19 protein-coding genes are annotated in these 22871 nt (G+C 54.1%); 4 read left to right on the top strand and 15 right to left on the bottom strand.

The annotated features are described in order from the left end of the window. Positions 1-137 precede the first annotated feature (137 nt). The 6 genes from CPY51_RS06930 to CPY51_RS06965 form a co-directional block, all read right to left on the bottom strand. Positions 138-464, bottom strand: a complete 327-nt coding sequence (locus CPY51_RS06930; protein WP_195909444.1) for a helix-turn-helix domain-containing protein — start codon at positions 462-464, stop codon at positions 138-140. A 360-nt stretch (positions 465-824) separates the two neighbouring features. After that, on the bottom strand, positions 825-1493 hold the full coding sequence (locus tag CPY51_RS06935) for a glutathione S-transferase family protein (RefSeq protein WP_111159551.1): 669 nt from the start codon (positions 1491-1493) through the stop codon (positions 825-827). Positions 1494-1707: 214 nt separating this feature from the next. After that, positions 1708-2256, bottom strand: a complete 549-nt coding sequence (locus tag CPY51_RS06940) for a substrate binding domain-containing protein (protein ID WP_275540454.1) — start codon at positions 2254-2256, stop codon at positions 1708-1710. A gap of 165 nt (positions 2257-2421) precedes the next feature. Then, positions 2422-4305, bottom strand: coding sequence for an adenylate/guanylate cyclase domain-containing protein (locus CPY51_RS06945; RefSeq protein ID WP_111159553.1), 1884 nt, complete (start codon positions 4303-4305; stop codon positions 2422-2424). Between the two features lie 188 nt (positions 4306-4493). Next, positions 4494-4823, bottom strand: a complete 330-nt coding sequence (locus CPY51_RS06950) for a LysR family transcriptional regulator (protein WP_146260086.1) — start codon at positions 4821-4823, stop codon at positions 4494-4496. A 633-nt stretch (positions 4824-5456) separates the two neighbouring features. Then, the gene (locus CPY51_RS06965; RefSeq protein WP_244598501.1) at positions 5457-5729 is read right to left on the bottom strand and encodes an exopolysaccharide production repressor protein; all 273 of its coding nucleotides are present in this window, start codon (positions 5727-5729) and stop codon (positions 5457-5459) included. A 763-nt stretch (positions 5730-6492) separates the two neighbouring features. Here CPY51_RS06965 and CPY51_RS33735 point away from each other — a divergent pair. The 3 genes from CPY51_RS33735 (at position 6493) to CPY51_RS32750 (ending at position 7791) form a co-directional block, all read left to right on the top strand. After that, entirely contained in the window at positions 6493-6618 is a 126-nt protein-coding gene (locus CPY51_RS33735; RefSeq protein ID WP_275540455.1) for a hypothetical protein, read from the top strand. A gap of 696 nt (positions 6619-7314) precedes the next feature. Then, on the top strand, positions 7315-7518 hold the full coding sequence (locus tag CPY51_RS32745; RefSeq protein WP_195909445.1) for a hypothetical protein: 204 nt from the start codon (positions 7315-7317) through the stop codon (positions 7516-7518). A gap of 60 nt (positions 7519-7578) precedes the next feature. Continuing rightward, positions 7579-7791 carry a hypothetical protein gene (locus CPY51_RS32750; RefSeq protein WP_195909446.1) on the top strand — a complete coding sequence of 71 codons (213 nt, stop codon included), beginning with the start codon at positions 7579-7581 and terminating at the stop codon, positions 7789-7791. Between the two features lie 174 nt (positions 7792-7965). Here the strand turns inward: CPY51_RS32750 and CPY51_RS06975 are convergent, their stop codons facing one another. The 4 genes from CPY51_RS06975 to CPY51_RS06990 form a co-directional block, all read right to left on the bottom strand. Continuing rightward, the gene (locus CPY51_RS06975; protein ID WP_111159559.1) at positions 7966-9273 is read right to left on the bottom strand and encodes a UDP-glucose dehydrogenase family protein; all 1308 of its coding nucleotides are present in this window, start codon (positions 9271-9273) and stop codon (positions 7966-7968) included. Between the two features lie 327 nt (positions 9274-9600). Further along, on the bottom strand, positions 9601-10707 hold the full coding sequence (locus CPY51_RS06980; protein WP_111159560.1) for a glycosyltransferase family 2 protein: 1107 nt from the start codon (positions 10705-10707) through the stop codon (positions 9601-9603). Continuing rightward, positions 10707-12965, bottom strand: a complete 2259-nt coding sequence (locus CPY51_RS06985; protein WP_111159561.1) for a polysaccharide biosynthesis tyrosine autokinase — start codon at positions 12963-12965, stop codon at positions 10707-10709. The genes CPY51_RS06980 and CPY51_RS06985 overlap by 1 nt, the downstream gene beginning before the upstream one ends. Positions 12966-13373: 408 nt before the next feature. Continuing rightward, the gene (locus tag CPY51_RS06990) at positions 13374-14549 is read right to left on the bottom strand and encodes a polysaccharide biosynthesis/export family protein (protein ID WP_111159562.1); all 1176 of its coding nucleotides are present in this window, start codon (positions 14547-14549) and stop codon (positions 13374-13376) included. Between the two features lie 697 nt (positions 14550-15246). Here CPY51_RS06990 and CPY51_RS06995 point away from each other — a divergent pair. Continuing rightward, complete coding sequence (locus CPY51_RS06995; protein ID WP_111159563.1) at positions 15247-17316, top strand: acyltransferase family protein; 2070 nt, start codon at positions 15247-15249, stop codon at positions 17314-17316. Positions 17317-17324: 8 nt separating this feature from the next. Here the strand turns inward: CPY51_RS06995 and CPY51_RS07000 are convergent, their stop codons facing one another. From CPY51_RS07000 to CPY51_RS07020, 5 genes are read right to left on the bottom strand one after another with little or no spacing between them, the layout of a single operon-like run. Continuing rightward, a complete protein-coding gene (locus CPY51_RS07000; protein WP_195909448.1) occupies positions 17325-18440 on the bottom strand; it encodes an acyltransferase family protein in 1116 nt (371 codons plus the stop codon). Positions 18441-18451: 11 nt separating this feature from the next. Then, positions 18452-19564 (bottom strand): endo-1,4-beta-xylanase, encoded by a 1113-nt coding sequence (locus CPY51_RS07005; protein WP_111159565.1) that lies wholly within the window; start codon positions 19562-19564, stop codon positions 18452-18454. Next, complete coding sequence (locus tag CPY51_RS07010) at positions 19551-20498, bottom strand: glycosyltransferase family 2 protein (protein ID WP_111159566.1); 948 nt, start codon at positions 20496-20498, stop codon at positions 19551-19553. Before CPY51_RS07010 ends, CPY51_RS07005 begins: the two co-directional genes overlap by 14 nt. Positions 20499-20541: 43 nt before the next feature. Next, a complete protein-coding gene (locus tag CPY51_RS07015; RefSeq protein WP_111159567.1) occupies positions 20542-21450 on the bottom strand; it encodes a glycosyltransferase family 2 protein in 909 nt (302 codons plus the stop codon). Positions 21451-21481: 31 nt separating this feature from the next. Further along, positions 21482-22852 (bottom strand): O-antigen ligase family protein, encoded by a 1371-nt coding sequence (locus CPY51_RS07020; RefSeq protein WP_111159568.1) that lies wholly within the window; start codon positions 22850-22852, stop codon positions 21482-21484. Between the last annotated feature and the right edge of the window lie 19 nt (positions 22853-22871).

Genomic DNA, 22871 nt, shown 5'->3' on the forward strand with positions numbered 1-22871 from the left:
CGCCGGGAGCGCTTCCGAAAGGGAGCCGCCGTAATTGTACGTGCCGCGTCAATTCAAATACCGAACAAGTGTTTCACTCGTCAGTCACTCACATCATGAGAACAATTTTTTACCTCCGGATCGCTCACTAGCTAGGATCAGCGCTCGAGAGCTTCTTCGTCCTCCAAAGGGCGGGACGACATCGGCACACGCAAGCAGTCTGGCTTTCCGATGCCATACATTGAGAACGGAGATGTAGAGTCTTGCGCGAAAAAGAAATCCGGCGAGACCCTCAACACCTTTTCAACTTTTTGAAGTTGAGTGACGCTTATTCGCTCGTTGCCGCTCTCATGATTCTCAACCTGGAGCGCCGTTATTCCGAGGGAATCGGCAAGCGTCTTTTGATCTATGCCGAGTTCTAAGCGTCGAGCTTTTATCCTTGATCCCACGAAGATGTCGATTGAATTGCGTTGGTCCGTGCCCACGTTCGCCTCCGTGTCTCCCAAATCGCCGCGCCGATATCTTGCTTTAGTCACGATATCTATGCAATCGAAGAATGCCAACGCTTGTCGATTTGCCATCGTTCTCGGGGAAGGCTAATCGCAATATCAGAGCTAGATTGATGGCTTGCACGTCAGCCTCCGGTGAGGGCCGTAGGTTATGCCGCTTGAACGTCGATGGCCGGCGGAGTCCAATTCCACGGAAGCCGTCGCTCCACAGCGACATCACTGACGAGCATGACGTAGGTAGCCACCCACTCCTGCCGGCCAAAACATTTGTTCGATCCGGTGCTTCTAGACGGAACGAGATGCACCATGTCAGGCACACCTCGTTCCGAATTTGTGTTAGAACGCAATGCCGAGGGCGTTCATGAACGTGTCCATGCGCTCATCCAAGTCACGCTTGGTTTCTGCCCATGCCGGAACTGTTTCCAGAAGACGCTGCTGCCACGCCCAGAGGTTCGGGAATTCGGCAAAGGGCACCTTGGTGCGGTGAACCTGTGAAAACGGAGCAGCGATGTCGATGTCGGCCAGCGTTAATTCATCGCCGACGATGAACCGTCGGCTGGCGAGATGAGCGTCGAGAACCGAGGCAGCTGCCCGGATATTCTTGAGCAGGAGATCGACGATTGAGAGGTTCTCGACTTGCCCCATCGCGCGACCGGCGACACGCTCGTTGAACATCAGCGTCGAGAAGACGCGCCACTGCTCGCCTGACCAAAACATCCACTGCAAGACCTCGTAACGCTCACTTTCGATCTTGCCCACGAGCGGCGAGTTGGCTTTCTCTGCGAGGTAGAGATTGATCGCCGATGCCTCCCAAATGATCGTGTTGCCATCCTGCAGGACCGGTGTCAGCCCATGGGGGTTGAGCTTTAGAAACTCCGGCGTATGGCTTTCACCCTCGAAAAGGTCAACGTTCACGCGTTCGTAGTCGACGCCCATGATCTTAGCTGCGGTGGTAACACGGCGCAGGCTGCCCGAGCCTAGGTCGCCATAGATTTTGATAGACATTATCTAATTCCCTAATTCGGCCCGTCGACGGAGCTGCCCATAGGTAATTTATTCCACGCCGATCGATTAGTCGGAGAAATCGAATAAAATATATTCCCCTCAGGAATGGTAGCCGATCCCAAATCTTGTCGCGTTGACCTGTATTTCAATGAACTCAACAAGTGCCCGGACCTTCGCGCTCGTGCGTGGCCCAGCAGGCATGACCGCCCACAGATCAAGATCCGGCAAAGTCCACTCTTCGAGGACTTCCCGCACGGTGCCGCTGTTCAACTGCTTCGAACATCCACTCCGTGGAAACTGAAAGACCTGCCCCCGCAAGGACCGCAGACCGCACGCCTTCTGTCGCGTTGATCCGCAGCCTGGGCCTGACCGAGATAGACTTCGTCCCGTGCGGACCCTTAAAAGTAAAACGGTCACCGCCCTCGCCTTGCGCAAACACGACGGTCGTATGTTCAACCAGCTCTTCCGGCGTGTGCGGCTCCCGATGCACCTCAAGATACGATACCGCGCCCACCACGATGCGCCTGCAACGTCCGATCCGTTTCGCAACGAGACCGGAGTCATTGAGCTGCCCCATTCGCAGGGCTACGTCGATACCCTGTTCGATCAGCCCGACATTTCTGTCATCAAGATGGACTGAGATGTCGATGCCCGGATGGGCCTCGAGGAACAGTGGCAGCTTGGGAATAATGTACTGGCACATGAAAGTGAGTGTGCCGCTGATCCTGATCTGACCAGAGAAATTTTCGCAATTATGTGGCAACTGCCACCAATCTGGTCTTCGGGGGACGACCGCTTCAAATGCGATGATGCACGGTCAGACTACGCATATAGTTTGAGCACGATCTTGCCGCTTTGAGGCACGATGGCAACTAGGAATCGCAAGAAAGCGCGCCAGGCCCGTGTCCGACCCGCGCGCCGCCGTTGCTCATTTCTCGGGCAGCCCTGCCGCGACCAGGTCGGCGACCTGTCTATCGATGACGGCGGGGTTGATGTTGAATGTCATGTCACGCCACCGCGTAGCAGTGTACCACGGCTGCAGAGCACGCGCCTTGGCGACTTCGCTTCGCGCCTCGTCGGGTTTCCCGATATGCATGAAATTGATAGCGCGAAGTAGCGGGACGCCTATGAATACATCCGCGGTGCCATTCACAAGCGCAGCGGACTCGGCATACTGCTCGACATCCGTCAGCGCGAACGCCTTCATGGCAAGATAGTAGTCGGCGTTTTTGGGATCGTTCTTAAGCGCATAGTCGCCCCGTTCGAGAGCTTTTTCCGTCTTGTTGCTCCAGCTCGCGGCCCCTGAAAGGTCGCCGATCAGAAAGGCGTCGCCAGGAGCAAGGTCGACGAGTTCCTCGGACGTGCGCAGGGCGACGTCGAAGTTGCCCTCATGGGCGCTGACATAGGTGAACGACCATAAGCCACTCTTTCGCTCATCCGGTCCAAGATTGGGCCTGGCGAGAGTCTTGTGGAGAATCTCGGATGCGCTCCGCCAATGTTCCGCCGGCGTTCCGTCAAAGCCGTAGTTCGCAGCCAGAACGTGGTCCCAGGCGAGCCCAAACGACAGAAGCGAGGAGTCGGGGTACTTGGCAAGACCCTCCCTGATTATCTTCGTCGCCTCGACCAGACTGTCCGGGGTGAACTGCTCGAAGAAGAAATTTGAGCGGAGAAAATAGTCGTATTCCTCAAGCTCTGTCGGGGGCTTCTGCCACACCTTCTTGTATTCGCTCTCGTACATCTTGCCGCGCTGACCACTCAGCGTGGCAATGATCCGATCAACTATTTCATCCTGCAATGCAAGCGGGTCGGTCCCTTTCAGGTCAAGCCTTTCCGCCCACGAATTTTGGCCGGTGTGCGCGTCGATCAATTGCGCGGTAATGCGCACCCGGTCTGGCTCCTTCCAGATGCCTCCCTCGATCAGGTACGCCACGTTCAACTCGCGCCCGACCTGACGTACGTCGGTCGGCTTTCCTTTGTAGACGAAGCTCGAGCTGCGCGAAATCACCTTCAGTTCCGTGACCCTTGCCAGCATCGATATCAGGTTATCCGTCACGCCGTCCGTGAAATACTCCAGCTTCGGATCGCCGCTCATGTTCGCGAAGGGCAGAACGGCGATCGCGGGCACCCCGACCTTGGCCTGCGCCATAAGTCCGGGTGCAGCCGTGACGCTTCCCGTCGACGACCTCTGCCACCATGCCAGGCCAGCGGCAGCCACGGCGCATAGCAAGACGACCGACATCATCGCCGTCAAGGTCGGTCTCCACCGCCCTGGGGCCGGTCGTCGCGGTCTCGCCAGCCCGTCCAGCGACACCCGATACGCTTCCACGGGCTCGGTTATGTTCTTGACCTTCTGCGCGCCCATCGCCTCGAAGCCGAAAGCTAGCTTCTTTTCCGCCTCGCGCGCCACCTTGGCGGAGACCCAGACGCCTCCCGGCTCGGCAAGCTGTTCCAGCCTAGCCGCAATATTCACGCCCTCGCCGAACCGATCATCTCCCTCGATGATGATCTCGCCGAGATTGATGCCAATGCGGACATTCAGGTGCTGTCCGTCCGCAACTGCGGCATTCCGCTCCGCCAGCCCACGCTGGAGCGCCACTGCGCACTCAACCGCCTCGACGACCGACGAAAACTCGGCCAGCAACCCGTCGCCCATTGTCTTGAAAATGATGCCGTGATGCCGCGCGATAGTTGGTTCGAATAGTTCCCTCCACCCCGCGCGCAGCCGCTCGTGAGTGCCAGCCTCGTCCCGTTCCATCATCGCGGAATATCCCACGACGTCGGCAGCAAGGATGGCGGCAAGCTTGCGGTCCATCTGCGGAATTCTCCGGGGTGGCCTAAAATCGAACATTGCAAAGGGCGATGCACGACATGTCGCTCGAACGCGCAAACCTTACGATGCAGCAATCGGGCAAGGATCCTCGACAACTATAGGCGCATGCGCCTTCCTCGACAACTATAGCGGCATACGCATTTCCCGATAAGCGAAAGGGACGGATCCGATTACCGCACGTCGAACCATCGCGACATTGGTATGAACTCACATTCTGAGAGTCTGGTGGCGGTTGCTACCGAATTGCGGAAATTTTGCGACTTGCTCCCGACGGCGGAAAGCGCAGCTTCAGCATCCTCGACGACCTTGACTGCGTGTTCGTAGAAGACCCTGCCAGATTCGGTTGGTGTGAGCTGTCGCGTCGAGCGGAGAAACAGTGGCGCGCTGAGTTCACGCTCGAGTTGCGCAATGGTTTTGGAAATGGCCGATTGCCCGACCTTGAGAGACTTTGCCGCGGCGCTGAACGAGTTCGTGTCGTAGACGCGGATAAAATAACGCATTGAAGTGAAAAGATCCAAGTTCTGCCTCCCGCCACTGATCGGGCCCCTATCGCCGCTGCAGACGTGCGTTCCGCAAGGAGATGTGACCCAGATAGTGATCAGAGACAATGTCCGCCAGCCAACGGAGAGATATCAGCCGGATCGGGATCGGGACGCAGAACGAAGGCCATCTATCAGATGATCAATCAAAACGCGTACTTTCCTGGAGGGCTGAGGCCAGCCGGATAAACGGCGAAAACGTCGACGGGATCGATGGTATAGTTTTCCAGGACGCGCACCAATCTGCTGTCGGCGCGCTCCTCAGATGACATCACATCGGAGACGATTGGTAAACCTAGCCCCTGGACACTTCCTGCTATAATGCCCGGCGCGGAGTTGATGAAAAGTTTACCGCGGATATCGATCGAAAGGACGGTTCACCGCGCTTGAACTGCCAGCTTCCGCCGGTCGCCGCGGTGGTCATGATGATAAAAAACGCAACGACGTTCGACGCCCCCATGCCGAGGTATGTGTCGATACGGACGCGCATAAACTCGGGTTCAGCCTGTGCCGGCGCACGTTCAAGGGGCATGGCCTGCGGCGCTCTTCGATATCGAGACTGCGGCCACAGCTTTGATAGGTGAGAAAGGCGACCTAATATTTGACTGGATCAGTGCGGTTCATCGTCGCCGGAGGAAGGCTGCCGGATTTCTCATCGCTGTGGTTGGGGCCGACGCCGGTAGCAACACTCGCACCACTTAGGGCCTCCCTCCTGCCCTTTTCGCTGTTGCGGATCAAGAACAAGACCCCGGCAAAATAACCAGTCTGCAGTAGAATGGCACAAAGCGCCGTTTCGAGAAATGTCGTTGAGAGCGACTGCGTAATAAAATAGGTCACAATGGCAAAAAATACCAAAGTAGCGATCATGCTAACCAATACTCGCGGTGCATACACAACCTTCACTCCCGCTGCCGCCCGCTATAACCAGCCTCATCGGAAGTGCGCTTTTCTACCAACGGCTTTAAATTAAACCTAATTTAATAGCCGTTGGAATTCAACTGATTAACGAGACTATTTTCGCATCGACTGCATCTGAAGAATTCGCCATTGGGGCCGGGTGTCCTTCTAAGCGCGCTGTCCGGCTCGTTGCGAGGAGATTGCGATCTTGCCTAATAACTCGTGTTACTTAAAATTGTCGCGCTTGCGCAGTTCCAATGCGACCCATCTGCTACACAAATGCCGTCAACGGGCACAATCACCCTACCGGTTGTCAGACAACAGCAAGCGCCAGTGGAATTGCCGCGCTTGTTGACTGCCCCCAAACATTCGCTTGTTCGACACGTCGGGTGATACAGGCGCAAAAGTGCAGGTCGTGCGAGACCTCCACCCAGAAGTCCGCGAGCGAGGATTCGGCATTCAATCCATATTGACACACAATATCGGGAGAAACGCCGATCGTTGGAAGAAGTAGGCGATCGGAGAGTTCCGGGTTTTCCACAGCGGCTTGGATCGCATTCGGACAGATTGGACTGACCCGGAACAGGATAAAGCGATTTTCCGGGCTCCTTTGCCTGCCCGATGCCGAAGGGGCAGTTCCATTTAGCTTGCGATAACCATTAACCGGAGATGACCCCAGAGGACGACGTCCGATTGATAGAAGAGAGCATATCCAAACGATTCGGAGATGCGAATGACGGCGCGACTGAAATACCTCCTGATCGCGATGACCTTTTCGGTCGGCCTGTGGATGCTGACGATCGCCGGGACCTTTCTTGTTTGGCGAGCTATCCAATTGGTATTTGCAGCTGTGCCATGATTGAAACCCGGAGGATCTTCAACAATTTTTCGGACTGGGGCGAGTGTCTGGCGTACTTTGTGGCCGGCGCAATTCCCAACGGCTCGAACTGAGAATACCTTTGGGGCAGCCATTGTCGCGAGCGCGTGTTGTTGGGCGCATTCTGAGTGTGCGCTGTTGGGTTATCCTAAAATCAAAATCATTTCTCTGCATGTAGCTGGTTGGTCTGGGGTACAAAAATTAGCGCTGTCTCTGACCTCTTATCCAAAGGCAACCTCCGGCGCGGGAGAACCTACGTTGTGTCTCGTTCGCTCGACATAGTCTGCAAAATTGAGCGTCTTCGGTGATTTCACTGTATCGAGACGACCTCGTGATCGTCGATAGGTTGGCCTCGGCTGAGGTTAGTTAAACCTATAGTTATTGTCGTTGCCGGCATTGACCCCACCTCTTTTGTTCCAAGTTATATGAGCAAGCTGTCAAGGTGGTAGCCAATAGCCAGGAGGCGATCCGGCACCGGGCGGTATGAACCCTCGCCCTAATGTGGCTCGACTCCCCGGGTGAGAATTCCAGTATGAGTCTCACCCAAATGCGTTGGCTTTAGAACGGGAGGACCTGTTGTGACCAATCGACTAAAATGGTTGCTTCTCGCATTTCTGCTCTCAATAACCTTGTGGGGTGGATTGATGGCGGGCGGTGCGATGGTCATGAGTAGCTTCAATGAGCAACTCGATCTTCACCCAACAGCTGGCGTCAAATGAAGCGGGTCGCCGCCTTCGTGATCAAGACATGGCTACCCTCTGTACGAGCAATGATAAACGTATTCGCCAATGCTGCATCGAGATTGAGCCGCTTTCAGACGTGATGCCGCTTAACTCGGCCGCGCACGACATTTCCCAAATGAGCGGCCGCGACACCCAGTAACGCACCAGTTGCCTTTACAACTGCGTCAGCCATATCAGGGTCACGACTGGGAGACAGATATTGGAGATCTTCGATCACGAAAGCGCTGGCAATGCACAAGACGCCTACGATCAGCCAGCGACGGGGGGACGCGATGACAAAGAAAGCGCTCAAGAGAAAAAACGCCAATGCACGATCAACTTGGACAGGCAGGTAATCGTGTGGTCTGTCCCCTATCGGCGAGACCGTCGCAAAAATTATGAAGGCGAGCAACAGCCAAGCCAGGACGCGTGAAATACGAGTTGTCGTCATTCAGTCATATTCGGCATCGCATGGTGCAATGCAACAGGATAGTTGGGATTTGGCGGATGCCGGAACCTGCTTTGTAAAGTGATTCCGGCATCATTGCTATCGAGACCAAGTCGCTTTGCCCGCGCCGTTTCCTTCTTCACGGGGATCGGAAATCCGCTAGCCTTTCTTGCCAACCGAAAAATAGCTGAACCCGTGCTTGCTGACCTCCGAAGCCGGATAAATGTTGCGCAGGTCAACAACGACAGGTTCGTTCATGCTGAGCTTCAGGCGTTTGAAGTCCAGCGCTCGGAACTCATCCCACTCGGTGACAATGACAACCGCGTCTGCATTCTCCGCGATCTCGTAGGGATCGCCACCATAAACCACAGCGCCTAGCATCTCCCTTGCTGCTTCCATGCCTTCCGGGTCATAGGCATGAACGATCGCACCACCGTCGAGCAAGGCTTGGATGACAGTGATAGACGGGGCATCCCGCATGTCATCCGTATTGGGTTTGAAGGTAAGGCCGAGGATCGCGACCTTCTTGCCCCGGACGTTCCCGCCGCAAGCGGCGATAACCTTGCGCCCCATGGCGCGCTTGCGATTGTCGTTGATCGCGACTGTTGTCTCGATCAGTCGTAGGGGGCTGCCAAAATCCTGCGCAGTCTTAACGAGCGCCAAAGTATCCTTGGGAAAGCACGATCCACCATAGCCAGGACCCGCGTGCAGAAACTTGTCGCCAATCCGCTTGTCCATCCCGATGCCCTTGGCCACCTTTTGAACGTCTGCCCCAAGCTGCTCGCAAAGATCGGCGATTTCATTGATGAAGCTGATCTTCATCGCCAGAAACGCGTTGGCCGCGTATTTGATCAGCTCGGACGTGCGACGTTCGCAGAAGTAGAGCGGCGCTTCGTTGAGATAGAGGGGACGATAGACCTCGCGCATGACCTCGATGGCGCGAGGTTCCTCGGTACCGATAACGATGCGGTCCGGGCGCTTGAAATCTGTGATCGCTGCACCCTCGCGCAGAAACTCCGGGTTGGAGACGACGGCGATGTCCTTGCCGGGAAACTCCTCGCGGAAAATGCGCTCTATCTCATCACCCGTGCCAACGGGCACCGTCGACTTCGTGACCACCACGGTAAAGCCACTGACGGCCTCAGCAATCTCGCGGGCAGCCGCGTAGACATAGCTCAGATCCGCGTGACCATCGCCGCGGCGGGATGGTGTGCCGACAGCAATGAATACAACATCCGCCGCGGCGACCGGGGCAGCGAGTTCCTTTGAAAAGCCGAGCCTGCCAGCGCCGCGATTCTGTCGGATGATCGCCTCCAGCCCGGGCTCGAAAATCGGCACCTTGCCAGCTTCAAGTGCATTGATTTTTTCTTCGGACTTGTCGACACATGTTACGTCATGGCCGAAATCCGCCATGCACGCACCCGAGACGAGACCGACATATCCCGAACCTACCATCACAATACGCATGACGTTCTCTCTCCGAATTCAAATCGTTAAGTATATCTGACAATTGGGATAGATGCTGCATCGCAGCAAATCAAGTCAAAACTGGATGATTTGAATAGCAATTCCGCTCATTTTGCATTGAATTTCGACCGATGCGCCGGCTATTCCACAAAACGCATTTCGCAATGCCAAATCCACCTCAAACGACAGCTCGCCAGTCTCAAATGGGGGCGTTTCGTTACAGTACAGCACGGGGATAAACGCGCATGAAATAGGTCACTTCCGACCACGGTGCTGGCACGAATGTGGCAACGGCAGGCGCCCTAAGAACGTGCAAGCCTGATGGAATCAACGCCCGTGCACGACGGCGTATTCTGCATGCCGATGCCCGAGCAAAGCGCCAACCTTGCCTAGAACCCTTGCCCCGAGCCGTGCGCACTCGAAGCGCTTGGCTGGATGCCAAAAGAATAAAATGAATGTCGCGGCCACGACGAGCACCGTGCCGCATATCCGAACTGTCTCACTGAAAAACCCGAAGCCGGGGGGATGATGCTTTAGATGGACAAGGGTATAGGTGTTGCCAATCCGGTAGGCACGCTTGAGCATCCAACTGGCCGAGCAGCGAGAAATGGGCATATCCTCCATTACCATCGCATCGTCGGCCCAGGCGAATTTCGTTCCTGCCAGCTTAAGACCGAGAAGCATGTCCGTATCTTCACCGCCAAGCAGGCCAAAGCCGGGATCAAACCAAGGTGCGGAGCGTCTTCGCAGAAGTGACGCCGTGAATAGAATGTTACTGGTTGCGTCGACCCAATCGATCGGTCCTGTTGCGATCTTGGAGAAGTCCGGCAAGTTGGCCTCCGCCAAATGCCGCGGCACGGGCTTTTGGAAAATACGCCTTACCGGTCCGCCGATGACGTCTGCACCAGTGATCTGTTGGACATTCAAAAGCGCTTCCAACCAGTCTTCGACCGGCCATTCATCATCATCGATCATCGCGATGAATTGAGCGTGCGGGTACGTTAAAGCCTCGGCAATTAGTGCGTTTCGTGTTTGGGCAATGCCACGCTCTTCCACCGAAATGGCCACAATCGGAACGCTGAAACCGGTGGCCATCAATTCTTCGCAGATGGCGATACCTTCTCTGCCGTCAGAATCATTGTCAGCAACAATGACTTGAAAAGGCCTATCTGTTGCCAAGACTGATATTGCCTGAAGGCACCGTGCGAGACCGGCAGGACGCCGGAATGTCGGTATGCAGATCACGACATTGTAGCCTGACATTTTGACCCTATTCGATATCCGCGCCGGAAATGCGAAGATTTTTTGCGCAGCGCTCAAAACGCAACGATCATCTGAACGGATAATTCGTCCGGCACGCACCTGTCGCGCAGATCTCATGCACATTGAACTCTGACAGGACCCCATCGAGCAGACAGCAACGCTCCCACCCATCACCCTTCATGATAGTAGGCAGAATAGCGCGAGTGGTAATACTCATCCGAGCCGAAATCGCGATAGAGCTTCATCTTCTTGGCATCGACCTTGTTGAGAATAACGCCGGCGCATTTGTCATAGAGGCGCGCTTCGTTGAGAAGCGTGCTGCGAACGACCTTGCGCGACGTGCGCCCCCATTCCACGACCATAAGCACCGTATCGAGCAGGGGGCTGATCGCCCGCGCGTCCACAACTGGACCAAGCGGCGGCAGATCAAGCACGATGTAGTCGAAATTCGATTTCGCCTCATCGAGCAGCCTGATCATGGCCGGTGAGACCAAGAGCTCTGGCGAGTGCGGGACGCGCCGCTTCACCACCGCAGGAAGAAAAGTAAGGTTAGTCTTAGGATCAACGAAGAACGTCTCCTTCATTGGCCTTTGTCCTATCAGGACCTCCAGGAGACCATCCTCGGCGCTCAGTCCAATTCCGCGGGTTGCGCCAGGATTGCGAAGGTCAGCGTCGATCAGCAATGTTTTGGCGCCCTGCATCGCAAGCAGTTCAGCAAAATTGACTGCGATCGTCGACTTCCCCTCGCCTGGCAAGGTCGACACCACGCCAATTATCTTGCTGCCCTTCTCGCTGCCCTGAAGATCGACGGCGATCTTGGCACTGCGCATGGTTTCGGCGAAGGCGGAATGTGGATGCTCCACCACGTATCGAAGGAGATCGTTGTTTGGCCTAACGACCCGGAGATCACCGGCTAGCGCCGGCTCATTGATCGGCTTTATCTTTTCGACAAGAAGAGCCGCGCCGAGATATTCCAGATTAAGATTTTGCCTTACCTGCTCGCCAGTACGGAAGAACCGATCGCGGAATTCTCGAAACGCGCCGAGACCGCCACCCAAGGCAATTCCGAGAAAGGTAGCAATCGCCACGACAAGTGGCTTCTTCGGCTTGCTCGGCTTGATCGGCGGGGTAGCCTTTGTGATTATCCTTGCTTCCGTGATTGGAAACGACTGTTGCTGTGAAGCCTCTTGAAAGCGGGCAAGGAACGTCTGCAACAGGTTCTTATAGCTATCCGCGGCACGCTCAAGCTCCCGGAGCTGAACCTGTGTTTCCCCCGCAACGGCAGATACGCCTGTTGCCTGGGACACGTTTAATCGCAATGCGTCTTCTTTTGCTTTTGAGACTTGCAATTCGCTATTGTAGCTTTCAGCAATGCGACCAAGTTCTTCGAACATCTGTCGTTCATATTCGGCCATCTCTGCGCGCAAACGGACCGCCTGGATGTGATCAGGACCCAGGCGATTGGAGATCTCCGCCTCGGTCTTTGAGGCCGCCAGGTACTTCTGCCGCAAATCGTTCGAAACGGAACTTCCAAGGACGTCGGTGACGATGGCATCGGTTCGTTTTGCGTCAATAATGGCCTTGATGCGGTCGTATTTTGCGCGGGCCTGTGCGGTCTCAGACTGCGCCACGATCAACGCACTATTGAGCTCAGACAGTTGCTGATCACTGATGAGGCTGCCGTCCTTTGCCGACATCAGACCATGGGTCGTCCGGAATTTTTGAACCTCGAGATCTGATTCCGCGGCCTTCTGCTTGAGTTCGTCGATGCGTTCCTGAAGCCAATCACTCGCCCGCCGTGTCGCCTCATACCTCGAGTTGAGTTTGTCGACGATATAGGCGTCGGCATAAGCGTCAGCAATCTGGGCGGAAAGCTCGGCATTGGGCGACGTGAAGTCGATATTCATGACATAGGATCGGCCGACACGCTGGACGTCCATGTTGTTCAGGAGCACTTCCTTGGCGATCGTCTGAGCGTCCTGCTGCTCACCACCTACCCCAAACCAAGCCTTGACGTTCACTAGCGACCGAATGTAGCCAAGCAGGGAATTTTCCGATGCCATGAAAATGGCATTGTTGGTCAAATCCAGTTTCTTGATGACGTCAAGCGCGATGGTATCCGACTTCACAATCTCAAGCTGGCTAAGGACAGTCGACTCGTCATCAACCGTCACGCCGGCGTCCGAAAGCTGGGTAACAATGCCGCTATTGCCACGCTCGATCAGCACGCTGGTCTCGGCTGTGAATTTCGGCGACGCCGTGAGCGCAAAGGCTACACCCATGACCATAAAAATGACGGCAAAACAGGCGACGAGACGCCACTGACGGCGTGCGATCGCAAGCAACCGATCAAAATCTAGCGCTTCTATCGGGCTGTTGCTCTCCCACATGTTGTCGCTGCGAGAGGAGATCTTATCTGGAGACAGCATTCGGTACTCACGTTTTGAAGGGTTCAATTTGACTTCAATTTCGAACAGCCTGACCTTTGACCAGGTCTAACTGCCAAGTTCATTACGTTCGCCGTTGGCTGCGAACGCCTGTTTGACTTCCGCAAGCACACACCCTCCAATGTCTGCCGCATGTCCCCTGACCCCTCTCATCGCCGCTGCCGCGGTTTACTCGTGCCCGGGTACTGATCTTCACCTCAACCGGCAAGGAAACGACCATGTCTCGCCTCCTGGCCACGCTCACAGCAACGCCGCTCCATCTGAACCAGCTCAACACCTATCCAGGTGCTTTTCCAAAACAGATCGACTGACCCGAGGAGCCCAACTGACAAGATGGTCATCCTCCGCCGTCTCGTTCCGCAACGCCTCACGCCCGCACGCCATCCGAGTTTATTTCACTGCATTGTTCGCCTGGGATGCCGACGAAGTCACCGTGCTTGCAATATCGAGAAACTTCACAAGTTCAACAGAAGACGCGTTCGAGACATAAAGGACGTCTTTATCCTGCATTGCAAACTTCTGCGCGGTGAACAGGCCTGCCGGATCTCGCAGATTGGCGCGGAACACGACAGGAATGACCTGCCCCTTAAAGCTGGAAACGTTGACACCCATTCTTTGCAATGACTGTCGCCCGACCGTTCGATAGACGAAAACCTGCGCCGGGTTCGCCTTGCTGTCCAGCAAGCCACCGGCCTTTGCCAACGCATCGCTGAGCGTCAAATTGGTGTCGGCGAAGTCAAACTGGCCATTGAGCCCAGACGCGCCGAAGACTGTGTAAGTGCGGCGTACGTGATCCGCGATGACGGTATCGCCCGGCGACAGGAAGATGTTCTCGGCCGGGTTATCTAGAATAGCGCGATAGCCGACGGTTGCAGTCTTATTTTGACGCTGCAGCGTGATATTCGTCTCCAGGCCAGCTGCAGACAGACCGCCAGCCTGGGAGATCGCATCAAGGACACGCTCGCCTGCAGCCGTGAGTTCAAATTTCGCAGGATTTTTCACGTCGCCGAGCACGGCAATCTGGCTCGATCTGCTCGTCACCGTCGTTACCACGACTTGCGGTTCGATCGCGCGATTCTTAAGCTTTTCGACGATGTCGCTCTCGACCTGTTCCTTGGTGCGGCCGACAGCCCTTATCTGCCCTGCATAGGGGATACTTATGGTGCCGCCACGATCGATTGTCTGATTGGGAAGGGTAACATAATTGCCCGGGCGGCTGCCCGCATCCGTTGGGATAAACAGGCCGCCTGATTGCGCTTCGAAAATCGCGACCTGAACGACGTCACCATATCCGAGTGGAACATCATGCGGGCTACCGCGGCGGCCACCAAAACTGCTCCTCAAGGAGACTGACCCCGGCGCTTCGAAATACCCCAAAGTATTCTCATTGAGATCGAGCAGCGCGTAGTCGATGCCGACTTTGCGATCTTCCTTTGCTACTGTAATAGCAGCTTTGCTTTCGACCACCTGACCATCCGGGCCGGAGCGTGGAAGTGATGTGCAACCGGAAAGCAACAGCAAGAACGCAACAAGAAATGTATTTTTGCCAGCTATGCTCGTAATCATATGGAGTCCACTTAATTCATTTACAACGCCTTTACCCGATCAATTTCGCAAATACCAGAGGGCCAAGAGGTCTTTGCGGCATGTAGTAAATTACCGGGCATACATGTGGCAATGAAACAACATAAGCGCATGAAAGCGCTGAATTTGTTCACACGATTCTTGAAGAGGGACGTTTTCGATTGATAAGAGACTGTTACAATGTATTTCGATTGCCACCCCCACAGACCTTCCGGTCAGTATTCTGTGATTAGAAGGGTCATGATGGTTTTTTACTCATTCTTAGCCATCATTGCCTATTTAATAGACAATAAATTCTCCAAGGACGGGAAGAATGGAACCGCGCTACTATTGCGATCACAGGGCGAAATTCTGGATGTGCAAGGATTGGAAGTTGGCGGAGGTATCGCTCCTCTGTCGCCTTATCGTCTGATGCCCAGGGTGGAGCGATTGGCGCCAGCGTCGTCATCGCCGGGCGGGAAGATACTGCGTCTGAGCGGCTCGACCGCGGGAGCGACATCGGCGAGCGGGCGCATGTTCAGGGTATTGGCAAATCGTATGAACTCCCTCTGAATCGACATCGGGAAATTAAATGGGGGCACGAGCCGATAGCGCGGCTCCCCAAGTGACCGCCGGTTGTCACTTGGCCAATCAGGCGATCTACACATCATGATACGCAAGGGCAGCAAGGTGCAATTAAATGTCGGATGAACTGGCTGCGGCCGGCGCGGAATTAACCGAAAATCGTGCCGTCGAGCGCACGCCACCCCTTCACAAGAAAAATGAAGTGTCGAGGCACGCGCCTCCTTTGGCGGAAAGCGCTTATCGACCTGACATCGATGGCCTACGTGCCATCGCGGTCTCGATCGTGTTGATTTATCATGCAGGCATCAGCACCTTCAGAGGCGGCTTCATCGGTGTCGACGTTTTCTTCGTAATCTCAGGTTTCCTGATCACAAGACTGCTTCGCGCGGACCTGGAGCGAGGCACTTTTTCCATCTCCCGCTTTTACGAACGGCGTATCCGCCGGATTTTTCCGGCGCTTATCGCCGTGGTCGCGGTGACGCTCACCGTTGCGCCATTCACGCTATTTCCAGTCGAGCTGAGAACGACGGCACTCACCGCAATTGCCGCTCTCAGTTCATTTTCAAATCTCTATCTTTTGAATTCCGCCGGCTATTTTGCAGCCGACGTCACCTCCCAGCCCTTGATCCACACCTGGTCTCTGGGTGTGGAGGAGCAGTTTTACCTCGCCTTCCCTCTGCTGCTCGCAGTCATTGGCGCATCGCGCGTGCGCGCGGCACGGTGGACGATCGTCGTCCTGGCGCTCGCTAGCCTCCTTGGTGGCATTCTGTTGACGGCAGCGGATCGAGATATCGCCTTTTACTTTCCGCTCACCCGCGCATGGGAATTGTTGCTTGGCTCCCTCTTGGCCTATAGCGTCGTTCCACAGATGCCACGCCTCCTCCGGGAGTTTGGCATGTTTGCCGCGCTCCTGCTGCTCCTGGTAAGCAGCGTCAAATTTCACGCCGGCCTTGCCTTTCCTGGCTATTTTGCCGTCATTCCATGCGTTTCAACCCTGGCGCTGATCGGTATCGGCGGACAAGGTCCAACGACCGTAAAAGGCCTGCTTTCGTCGTCGCCCTTCGTTTGGGTTGGCAAGATTTCATATTCTCTCTATCTCTGGCACTGGCCGATCTTTGTGTATTATCAGTTGATCCGCGGAACGGCGCTTTCGGCGCCGGAAGCATTGGCGCTCATCCTCCTTAGCGTCCTTGCGGCATATCTGTCTTGGCGCTACGTCGAACAGCCTTTCCGCGAGCGCAAGATTTTGGCAACGCGGGCCGAGCTATTGCGATGCGCGGGCGTCGCCTATCTGATCTTGTGCGTGGCGGGCATTGGCCTGTCATATGGTGCTGCTCGCCTGCAAATTCCCAATGGTGATGGCAATCACTTCGCAAGCTATCTCGACTATGATGATACGAGTGTCTACCGCCGCGGCGTGTGCTTTCTTATTGGTCACATCAACCATTTATCGGATTATGATCGCGACACGTGCCTGAAGCCTTCCCTGGATAAGCCGAATATATTGCTCATTGGCGACAGTCATGCTGCAGATTTGTGGAGCGGGCTGACCGCAGTGATGCCGCAAAGCAATGTGATGCAAGCCACATCCAGCGGATGCAAGCCGGTGATTTCATCCAAGGGCGAGCGTGGCTGCACGGATCTGATGCAGATGGTCTTTAGCGACTTTCTCAAGAAGCATCGTCCGGGCATCCTCATCCTGTCAGCTCGCTGGATAGAAACCGACATTCCGGATGTCGTGCGTTCGCTCGAGGCGCTTCGTGGCCACGTTGATCGGATCGTGGTCTTCGGACCCATCGTCGAATACCACAAATCCCTGGCGCGATTGCTTGGCCAGGTCGCCAGCGGCAGGAACGCCAGCTTGCTTGTGACAGCCAGAAATACCGAACAAATGAAGACCGATAGCGAAATGGCCGCAGCGGTAGAAGCCGCGGGCGGCGTCTATGTCTCCACATACTCCCTGCTTTGCCCTCCAGACGGCACGGCTTGCGCGACGCAGGAGAACGGCATTCCTTTGCAATGGGACTACGGCCATCTGACTGCAGCTGGATCGGCCTTTGTCGCAATGAAGGCCCAAATGACCGGGGCGTTTGATGTTCCTGGAAAATTCCAACTCCTGCTGGCCCAAATTCGGGGGCACTTCAACTCCAACCCATCCCGTGCCTCGCGTCGGAGACCTTTGTGAGGAAAATACTATCGGTTCATTTGTGATTTTATTTTGAGATTGATCGTCCGCTCAACAAAATAATAAAAGAGCAAACCAAATATTACTGCACCCGAAAACACAAATACGATCGCGACGGATATAAATGAAGGGCTATATTTATGAATTCCCAGCAATTCAATTAACTTTGTACATCCAAAATATATGAAAGGGACGTGCACTAGGTATATCGAATAGGATGCATCGCCGAGAAATACTATTGGGGCGCTCCACCTAATAACTTTATTAAATTCAAAGCTAATCATCCCGCCTACAAATAAAGCGGATGGTGCTCCCCAAACAATGAATCTATTGTCGTCGCTGGCGCTTTCAAAAATGAACAAGCTGAAACCAAGGAGGCATATCAGTATCAACAATGATTTATGGAATATGATGCTTCCAGAAACGAAGTATCGCGCAATTATACACCCAAAAATAAATTCAATTGCAATTGAGTTCTGCAAGAACTGCGAAACTGCCCCAGGCAGATCCAACAAGCGCGAGAGCGCAATGATAGACACTATCACCAACGCCATTGGAACCAAAAAACGACCTCGGAAAAGTGCGATCGAGGCTGCAAACACGATGTAAAAATATACTTCGAAACTAAGCGTCCAACCAACGCCCAGGATCGGTTGAACCTGTCCAAGTTTATTGAAGTCTGGAATGAGCGTAGCGGAGGTGAAAAGGCGCTCCCAGCTCAGATCAAAGGATAGGTGTCCTGTGATCACGTAAACAGCGACCAAAGGAATTACGAGAGCTACGGTAACCAGCAAATAGGACGGATAGATCCGCAAGGCTCTCTTTAGAAGAAAATCACTTAGCGGCTTCCTGCCATCTATGTATGGCGCTGCCACATACGTCATGATGAAGCCGCTTATGACAAAAAATATGTCAACTCCGACGGCCAATCGTTCGTAGAGCGCCGGGAAATCGAACAGTAGCGGCCGCGTCCAATCGGCTGGCGCGTTCGCGGTGAACAGGCGGATCGTATGATGAAAAACCACCAGTAGGCATGCAAAGCATCGCGCAGCTTGCAGGGATGATAGATTATGCGCGGATTGAGATCGGATATTGGGCTTTATGGCAGCAGCGGCAATCGACAATGAACACGCTCCTATTGCATTCGGTTCGCGGCTAAATCGAAGGCGTTCGATATCGCGTCCCACATAGGCTTTCGTGCAAGAATGCCATCGAGCGGAAGAGCACGCGGCAACTGGCCATCTGGCCATTTATATTTGTCGCTCGTTGAGAGCCATGTGTAGCGATCAGTTAGACCCCACGTTAAGACGCCAAGCGTTTGATGACTTTCGAGCGCGACATTCAGAAAATCTTTGGTTACCGCGGCCACGTCCGCGTCCCTCTTCTGCGGGTCGTCAGGTCCGCCTCGATCGCTGACATCAAGTTCAGTAATCATCAGCTTGATGCCATAGCCTTCGAGATCATGGATAAACCGCGCAAACACCTTGGCGTCAAAACCATCTCGATATGGATGCAGGTGGCCCTGAATGCCGAAAGCTTCTACGGGCACATCCTTACTTTTCAGGCGGTCGAGCAAGTTCAAAAGGGCTTTTCTGCGACGATCGTTCCAGCGAATCGGCGCTTCAACACCAAAGTCATTCAAGAACAGCAGCGCATGCGGATCCGCTTGTTTTGCGGCATGGAACGCCAATGGTATGTAATCCTCGCCTAGAGCTTCGTACCAAATACTCTGACTACGCATTCCATCCGAGCGCCCGTTATCTGGTTCCACCGCTTCATTCACGACATCCCAGGAATGCATTCGACCAGCATACCGTTTGGTCACGAACGCAATATATTCCGTTAGCAGTTTCGCTTTCGCCGCTGCGGTCGTTGAATCATTCAAGGCGTTCGGAAGCCATGCCGGGTTCGCATCATACCATGCCAATGTATGGCCCCGCGCCTTCTGATCATCACGCGCGGCAGACTGGAGAATGAAATCGACAGCAGCGAAATCATATCGATTGGGCTCCGGCTGAATGAACTGCCTCTTCAACTCATATTCGGGAACAAGGATGCCCGCTTCATTGGCGACTGCTGCGCGAAATTGAGCATCGTCACGTAAATTGCGAGACTTGACCGCGCATCCATAGACAAGGCCCCTGGCCTCAGCTTTGTGCCTGAGAGAATCCGCTCCGGCCTCGGCCAATTTCGGAACGAGTGAACACGCAGCACCGGCTGCCGCGCACAGAAAGTCACGCCGCTTCAAATTTGCGCCCCCAGGTCTTTAGGAATAGTAGCCACTTATCGGTAATGTTTCGATACTGCCGATCCGGCAGAACAATCTGTAGAAATACGATCCCAGCCAATCGGGGGGAATAGGCACCGTGAAGAACAGCGGCCAGGTAGAGCATCATTGCCTGCCACGCGTTCTTTTGAGCCATGCTCTTTGCAAAATGCCAGCCTCTGTAACCATAGTATGCACGCACTGGTATTTGAGGGCGAAGGTCTTCAAGCCAGCGTAAATCACCGATCGGCGTACGGCCGGTAGAGAGCCGGTCATGTTCGACGTCGTCTGCCCAAACGACTGTCGGGCTTTCTGCCATTTCAAAGCGGCAACCCGCCAATTGCAAACGAATGGCAAAGTCCGTGTCATCACCGAATATTGCATCCTCCCGGTATTTGACGCGTTTCGCGGTTTCGCTTCGCAAAGCAAGCCCGCTCGTTTGCACAAACCCCCGATCACAAATCAGGTAGATTGCCATATCTTCATCCGAGCGGATCGCACGCGGCGGTTTGACGAATGCGCGGCCACTGCCACGGCGAACGATAACCGGGGCATAAGCTGCTACATCATCTGATTTTTCCAAAAGAACCTTCACCGTTTCGAGATGGTGCGGAAGGAACAGGTCATCAGAATCGAGAAATGCGATGTAGCGACTGCTGGCTAGGTCAATTCCGGCATTACGCGCCGAGCTTGCGCCCGCGTTGGATTGTCGGAAGAGCCGAATTCGCTGATCTTGAACACTCAGTATCGAGCTGGCGACATCGTCAGTAGAACCATCATCGATGATCAGTATCTCGAAGTCTTGCAATGACTGATCAAGGACCGATTTAATCGCATTAAGGACGAGATCCGCCCTATTGTATACCGGTATGACAACAGAAAAGATTGGACTGTTAGAAAGCATTTTATTCAGCATGCTCCGAGTAGCTCCGGGGCTTCCATTCCCACTCAGAACGCGCCTAAACTCTTCCGAAACGAGCGACGAAACTGTTCACGATGGCCCTGTACATTGCTCTGGGCATATACGCGCGAAGTAGCTGTCTCGCAATGGTCCTTGAGGAGACGCCGGCAAATGCCCATCCCTTAAAAAAATCTGCAGCAGCTGCAAAAGGTTTCACCGGTGCCAAATGGTACCCTAAGACCGTCGCCCTATATCCCAGCAACGCCTTCCTCGTGAGCAGATGTTGGCACTTTTCAAGCCATTTTGACGACGACTCGTATCCCGAAACATATGACGTTCTGCCCGCCTCCGTGTTGTCGAGCCAAATTGTCAGAGGCTCCTCGATCATTCTGAACTTTGCACCCGCCGCTTGTAAGCGGATACAGAAATCAAGGTCCTGCCCTCTGCGCAAAGTCGGATCAAACATGACCCTCTTGGCGAGTTTTGTTGATAGAACTATAGTCGACGTCTGAATCAATTGGTTCGCACAAAAAAGATACTCGCCAACGTCCTCATTTTCCCGGATCGCACGATCCGGCCTTATCCAGAACTTCTCCACGCCGCGATCCACGTTCATCGCCGAATAGAGGACCAGATCATCCGAAATCGGGAATTCTCTGGCGCATCGAGACAATTTGTTAGGCAGGAATGAATCATCTGAATCAAGAAAGGCAATGTACTGCCCGCGAGCGTTTTGAATTCCGTTGTTTCTCGCAGCTCCACCGCCTGCGTTTGGTTGCCGTATCAGGCGCATCCGATCGTCATTGAACCGCGCTACAACCCTGCCTGGATTATCATTGGAACCGTCGTCAACGATAACGATCTCAAAGTCCTGAAGATCCTGCTTCAACACAGAGTTGATCGTTCCTTCAATAAGGTGCTCTCGATTAAAGGTTGGAATAACAACGGTAAATAACGGCTCGGTCATTTTATGTTCCTCAAGGTCAGGAATTATCTAGCTATACGTTGTTCTGAGGTGAAATCTCAGCATTTCTTCTTGTCACAATGTATCTCCTATCAAGGAAGTATTTACTTTTTATTTGAACAATCAATATTGTTGTAACGAACACAATCCAGACCTCTCTGTCGCGTGTATAGAGCTGTGTCTCCATCAGATTCTCAAGGAGACCGAAAAACCAGAGGGAAAATAACAATGAAAAGAACTTTATGTCGTTGGCACGCGGCGCAAATAGAAACTGGAAGAGTGGTACAACTAGTGCAGCGACCAACGCTAGGGTCAGCCCGGGAATTCCAGTGGTCGCCAACATCTCCAAATACCCATTGTGTGAGTGGACGATCGCTTCCAGGAAGGCATCCGTCATATATGGCAGAATGGGAGGCGCGCTACTTACCGCCCATAGAGAGCTATAACCGGATCCCAGCCAAGGGTGGTCAGCCGAGAATGCTAGCGCGGTATCCCAAATCGCAACTCGACCGGTGAATGATTGAGGATTTGAAAAAAGTTCCGCCAACTTGTCAGAGTAACCCGATACGCCGACTGCAACCAAGGCTGCAGAGCTTGATATGAACAATAAGACTAGCAGGCGGCCTAAGGCACTATGCCACGCAGCCCTGTAGAGAAAGCCAGCGGGTACGACTAGCAACAACAGGCCTAGTGGAGTCTTAGCCTTGCAGCCCACGAGGAAAACTACACAAATGGCTAAGAAGAACCAATCATACCAGCGTCTCCGTGCCATGCCGTAATGCAGGAAAATTATAGTTGCCATAGCGCAAACGGCGCCAGCAGTATTCTTATGAATAAAAACTCCCTTCCATCCGCCAACTATGCTTTGATCTACCTCCGTTGGTGGATGAATAGCAAAAGAAGGAAATAGAAATACCGATATCAGAGACGCCGTCATGCAGGCAGCTAGCGCTTTGTACATGACGTCTAAGCTTCGAGTTGGCCCCAAAAAATCGACTGATATAGCTATGCTTGCAAATACGAAGACAAGCAATACAGCGCGCCGGAACGACACGTTGGGGTCATAGGCCCAAGTTGTGCTTAGAATGATCCAGCCAATCAGCAAAACCTGCATCAATGAAATGCAACTCGGCAAGCGGAGGCCCCGGAGGCGGATCCACAGGCCGAGGAATGTTATGAACGCCAGCGTATAGGCGGCTTGCTTTACGCGATCACCCGCTTCCGTGGCGTCCAATCGCGCAAACCGAGCGTCGACCGAATCAGACTCGCCCATGGAAACTCGGACAAGAACAACTAGCAAAAATATAAAGAAGAGGACTTCGATCAGTCTTACCAGCCTTTCGGATTGCCCGATTGCGGTCGCTGACAGCGATTCAAAATTCGTTTTCTTTGTAGACAGTTTCATGAGTTGCCCTGGGTAACGC

Origin of the sequence: Arminella tubonensis, from assembly GCF_003240585.1 — a bacterium.
Classification (GTDB): Bacteria; Pseudomonadota; Alphaproteobacteria; order Rhizobiales; family Rhizobiaceae; genus Rhizobium; species Rhizobium tubonense.

Coding starts and splice junctions, on each gene's coding strand:
- CPY51_RS06985 (WP_111159561.1), bottom strand. CDS start 12,965: ATGCTGTCTCCAGATAAGATCTCCTCTCGCAGCGACAACATGTGGGAG.
- CPY51_RS07020 (WP_111159568.1), bottom strand. CDS start 22,852: ATGAAACTGTCTACAAAGAAAACGAATTTTGAATCGCTGTCAGCGACC.
- CPY51_RS07015 (WP_111159567.1), bottom strand. CDS start 21,450: ATGACCGAGCCGTTATTTACCGTTGTTATTCCAACCTTTAATCGAGAG.
- CPY51_RS06990 (WP_111159562.1), bottom strand. CDS start 14,549: ATGATTACGAGCATAGCTGGCAAAAATACATTTCTTGTTGCGTTCTTG.
- CPY51_RS33735 (WP_275540455.1), top strand. CDS start 6,493: ATGACGGCGCGACTGAAATACCTCCTGATCGCGATGACCTTTTCGGTC.
- CPY51_RS06965 (WP_244598501.1), bottom strand. CDS start 5,729: ATGATCGCTACTTTGGTATTTTTTGCCATTGTGACCTATTTTATTACG.
- CPY51_RS06950 (WP_146260086.1), bottom strand. CDS start 4,823: ATGCGTTATTTTATCCGCGTCTACGACACGAACTCGTTCAGCGCCGCG.
- CPY51_RS06935 (WP_111159551.1), bottom strand. CDS start 1,493: ATGTCTATCAAAATCTATGGCGACCTAGGCTCGGGCAGCCTGCGCCGT.
- CPY51_RS06945 (WP_111159553.1), bottom strand. CDS start 4,305: ATGGACCGCAAGCTTGCCGCCATCCTTGCTGCCGACGTCGTGGGATAT.
- CPY51_RS32745 (WP_195909445.1), top strand. CDS start 7,315: ATGAGCAACTCGATCTTCACCCAACAGCTGGCGTCAAATGAAGCGGGT.
- CPY51_RS07010 (WP_111159566.1), bottom strand. CDS start 20,498: ATGCTGAATAAAATGCTTTCTAACAGTCCAATCTTTTCTGTTGTCATA.
- CPY51_RS06995 (WP_111159563.1), top strand. CDS start 15,247: ATGTCGGATGAACTGGCTGCGGCCGGCGCGGAATTAACCGAAAATCGT.
- CPY51_RS06980 (WP_111159560.1), bottom strand. CDS start 10,707: ATGGGTGGGAGCGTTGCTGTCTGCTCGATGGGGTCCTGTCAGAGTTCA.
- CPY51_RS06975 (WP_111159559.1), bottom strand. CDS start 9,273: ATGCGTATTGTGATGGTAGGTTCGGGATATGTCGGTCTCGTCTCGGGT.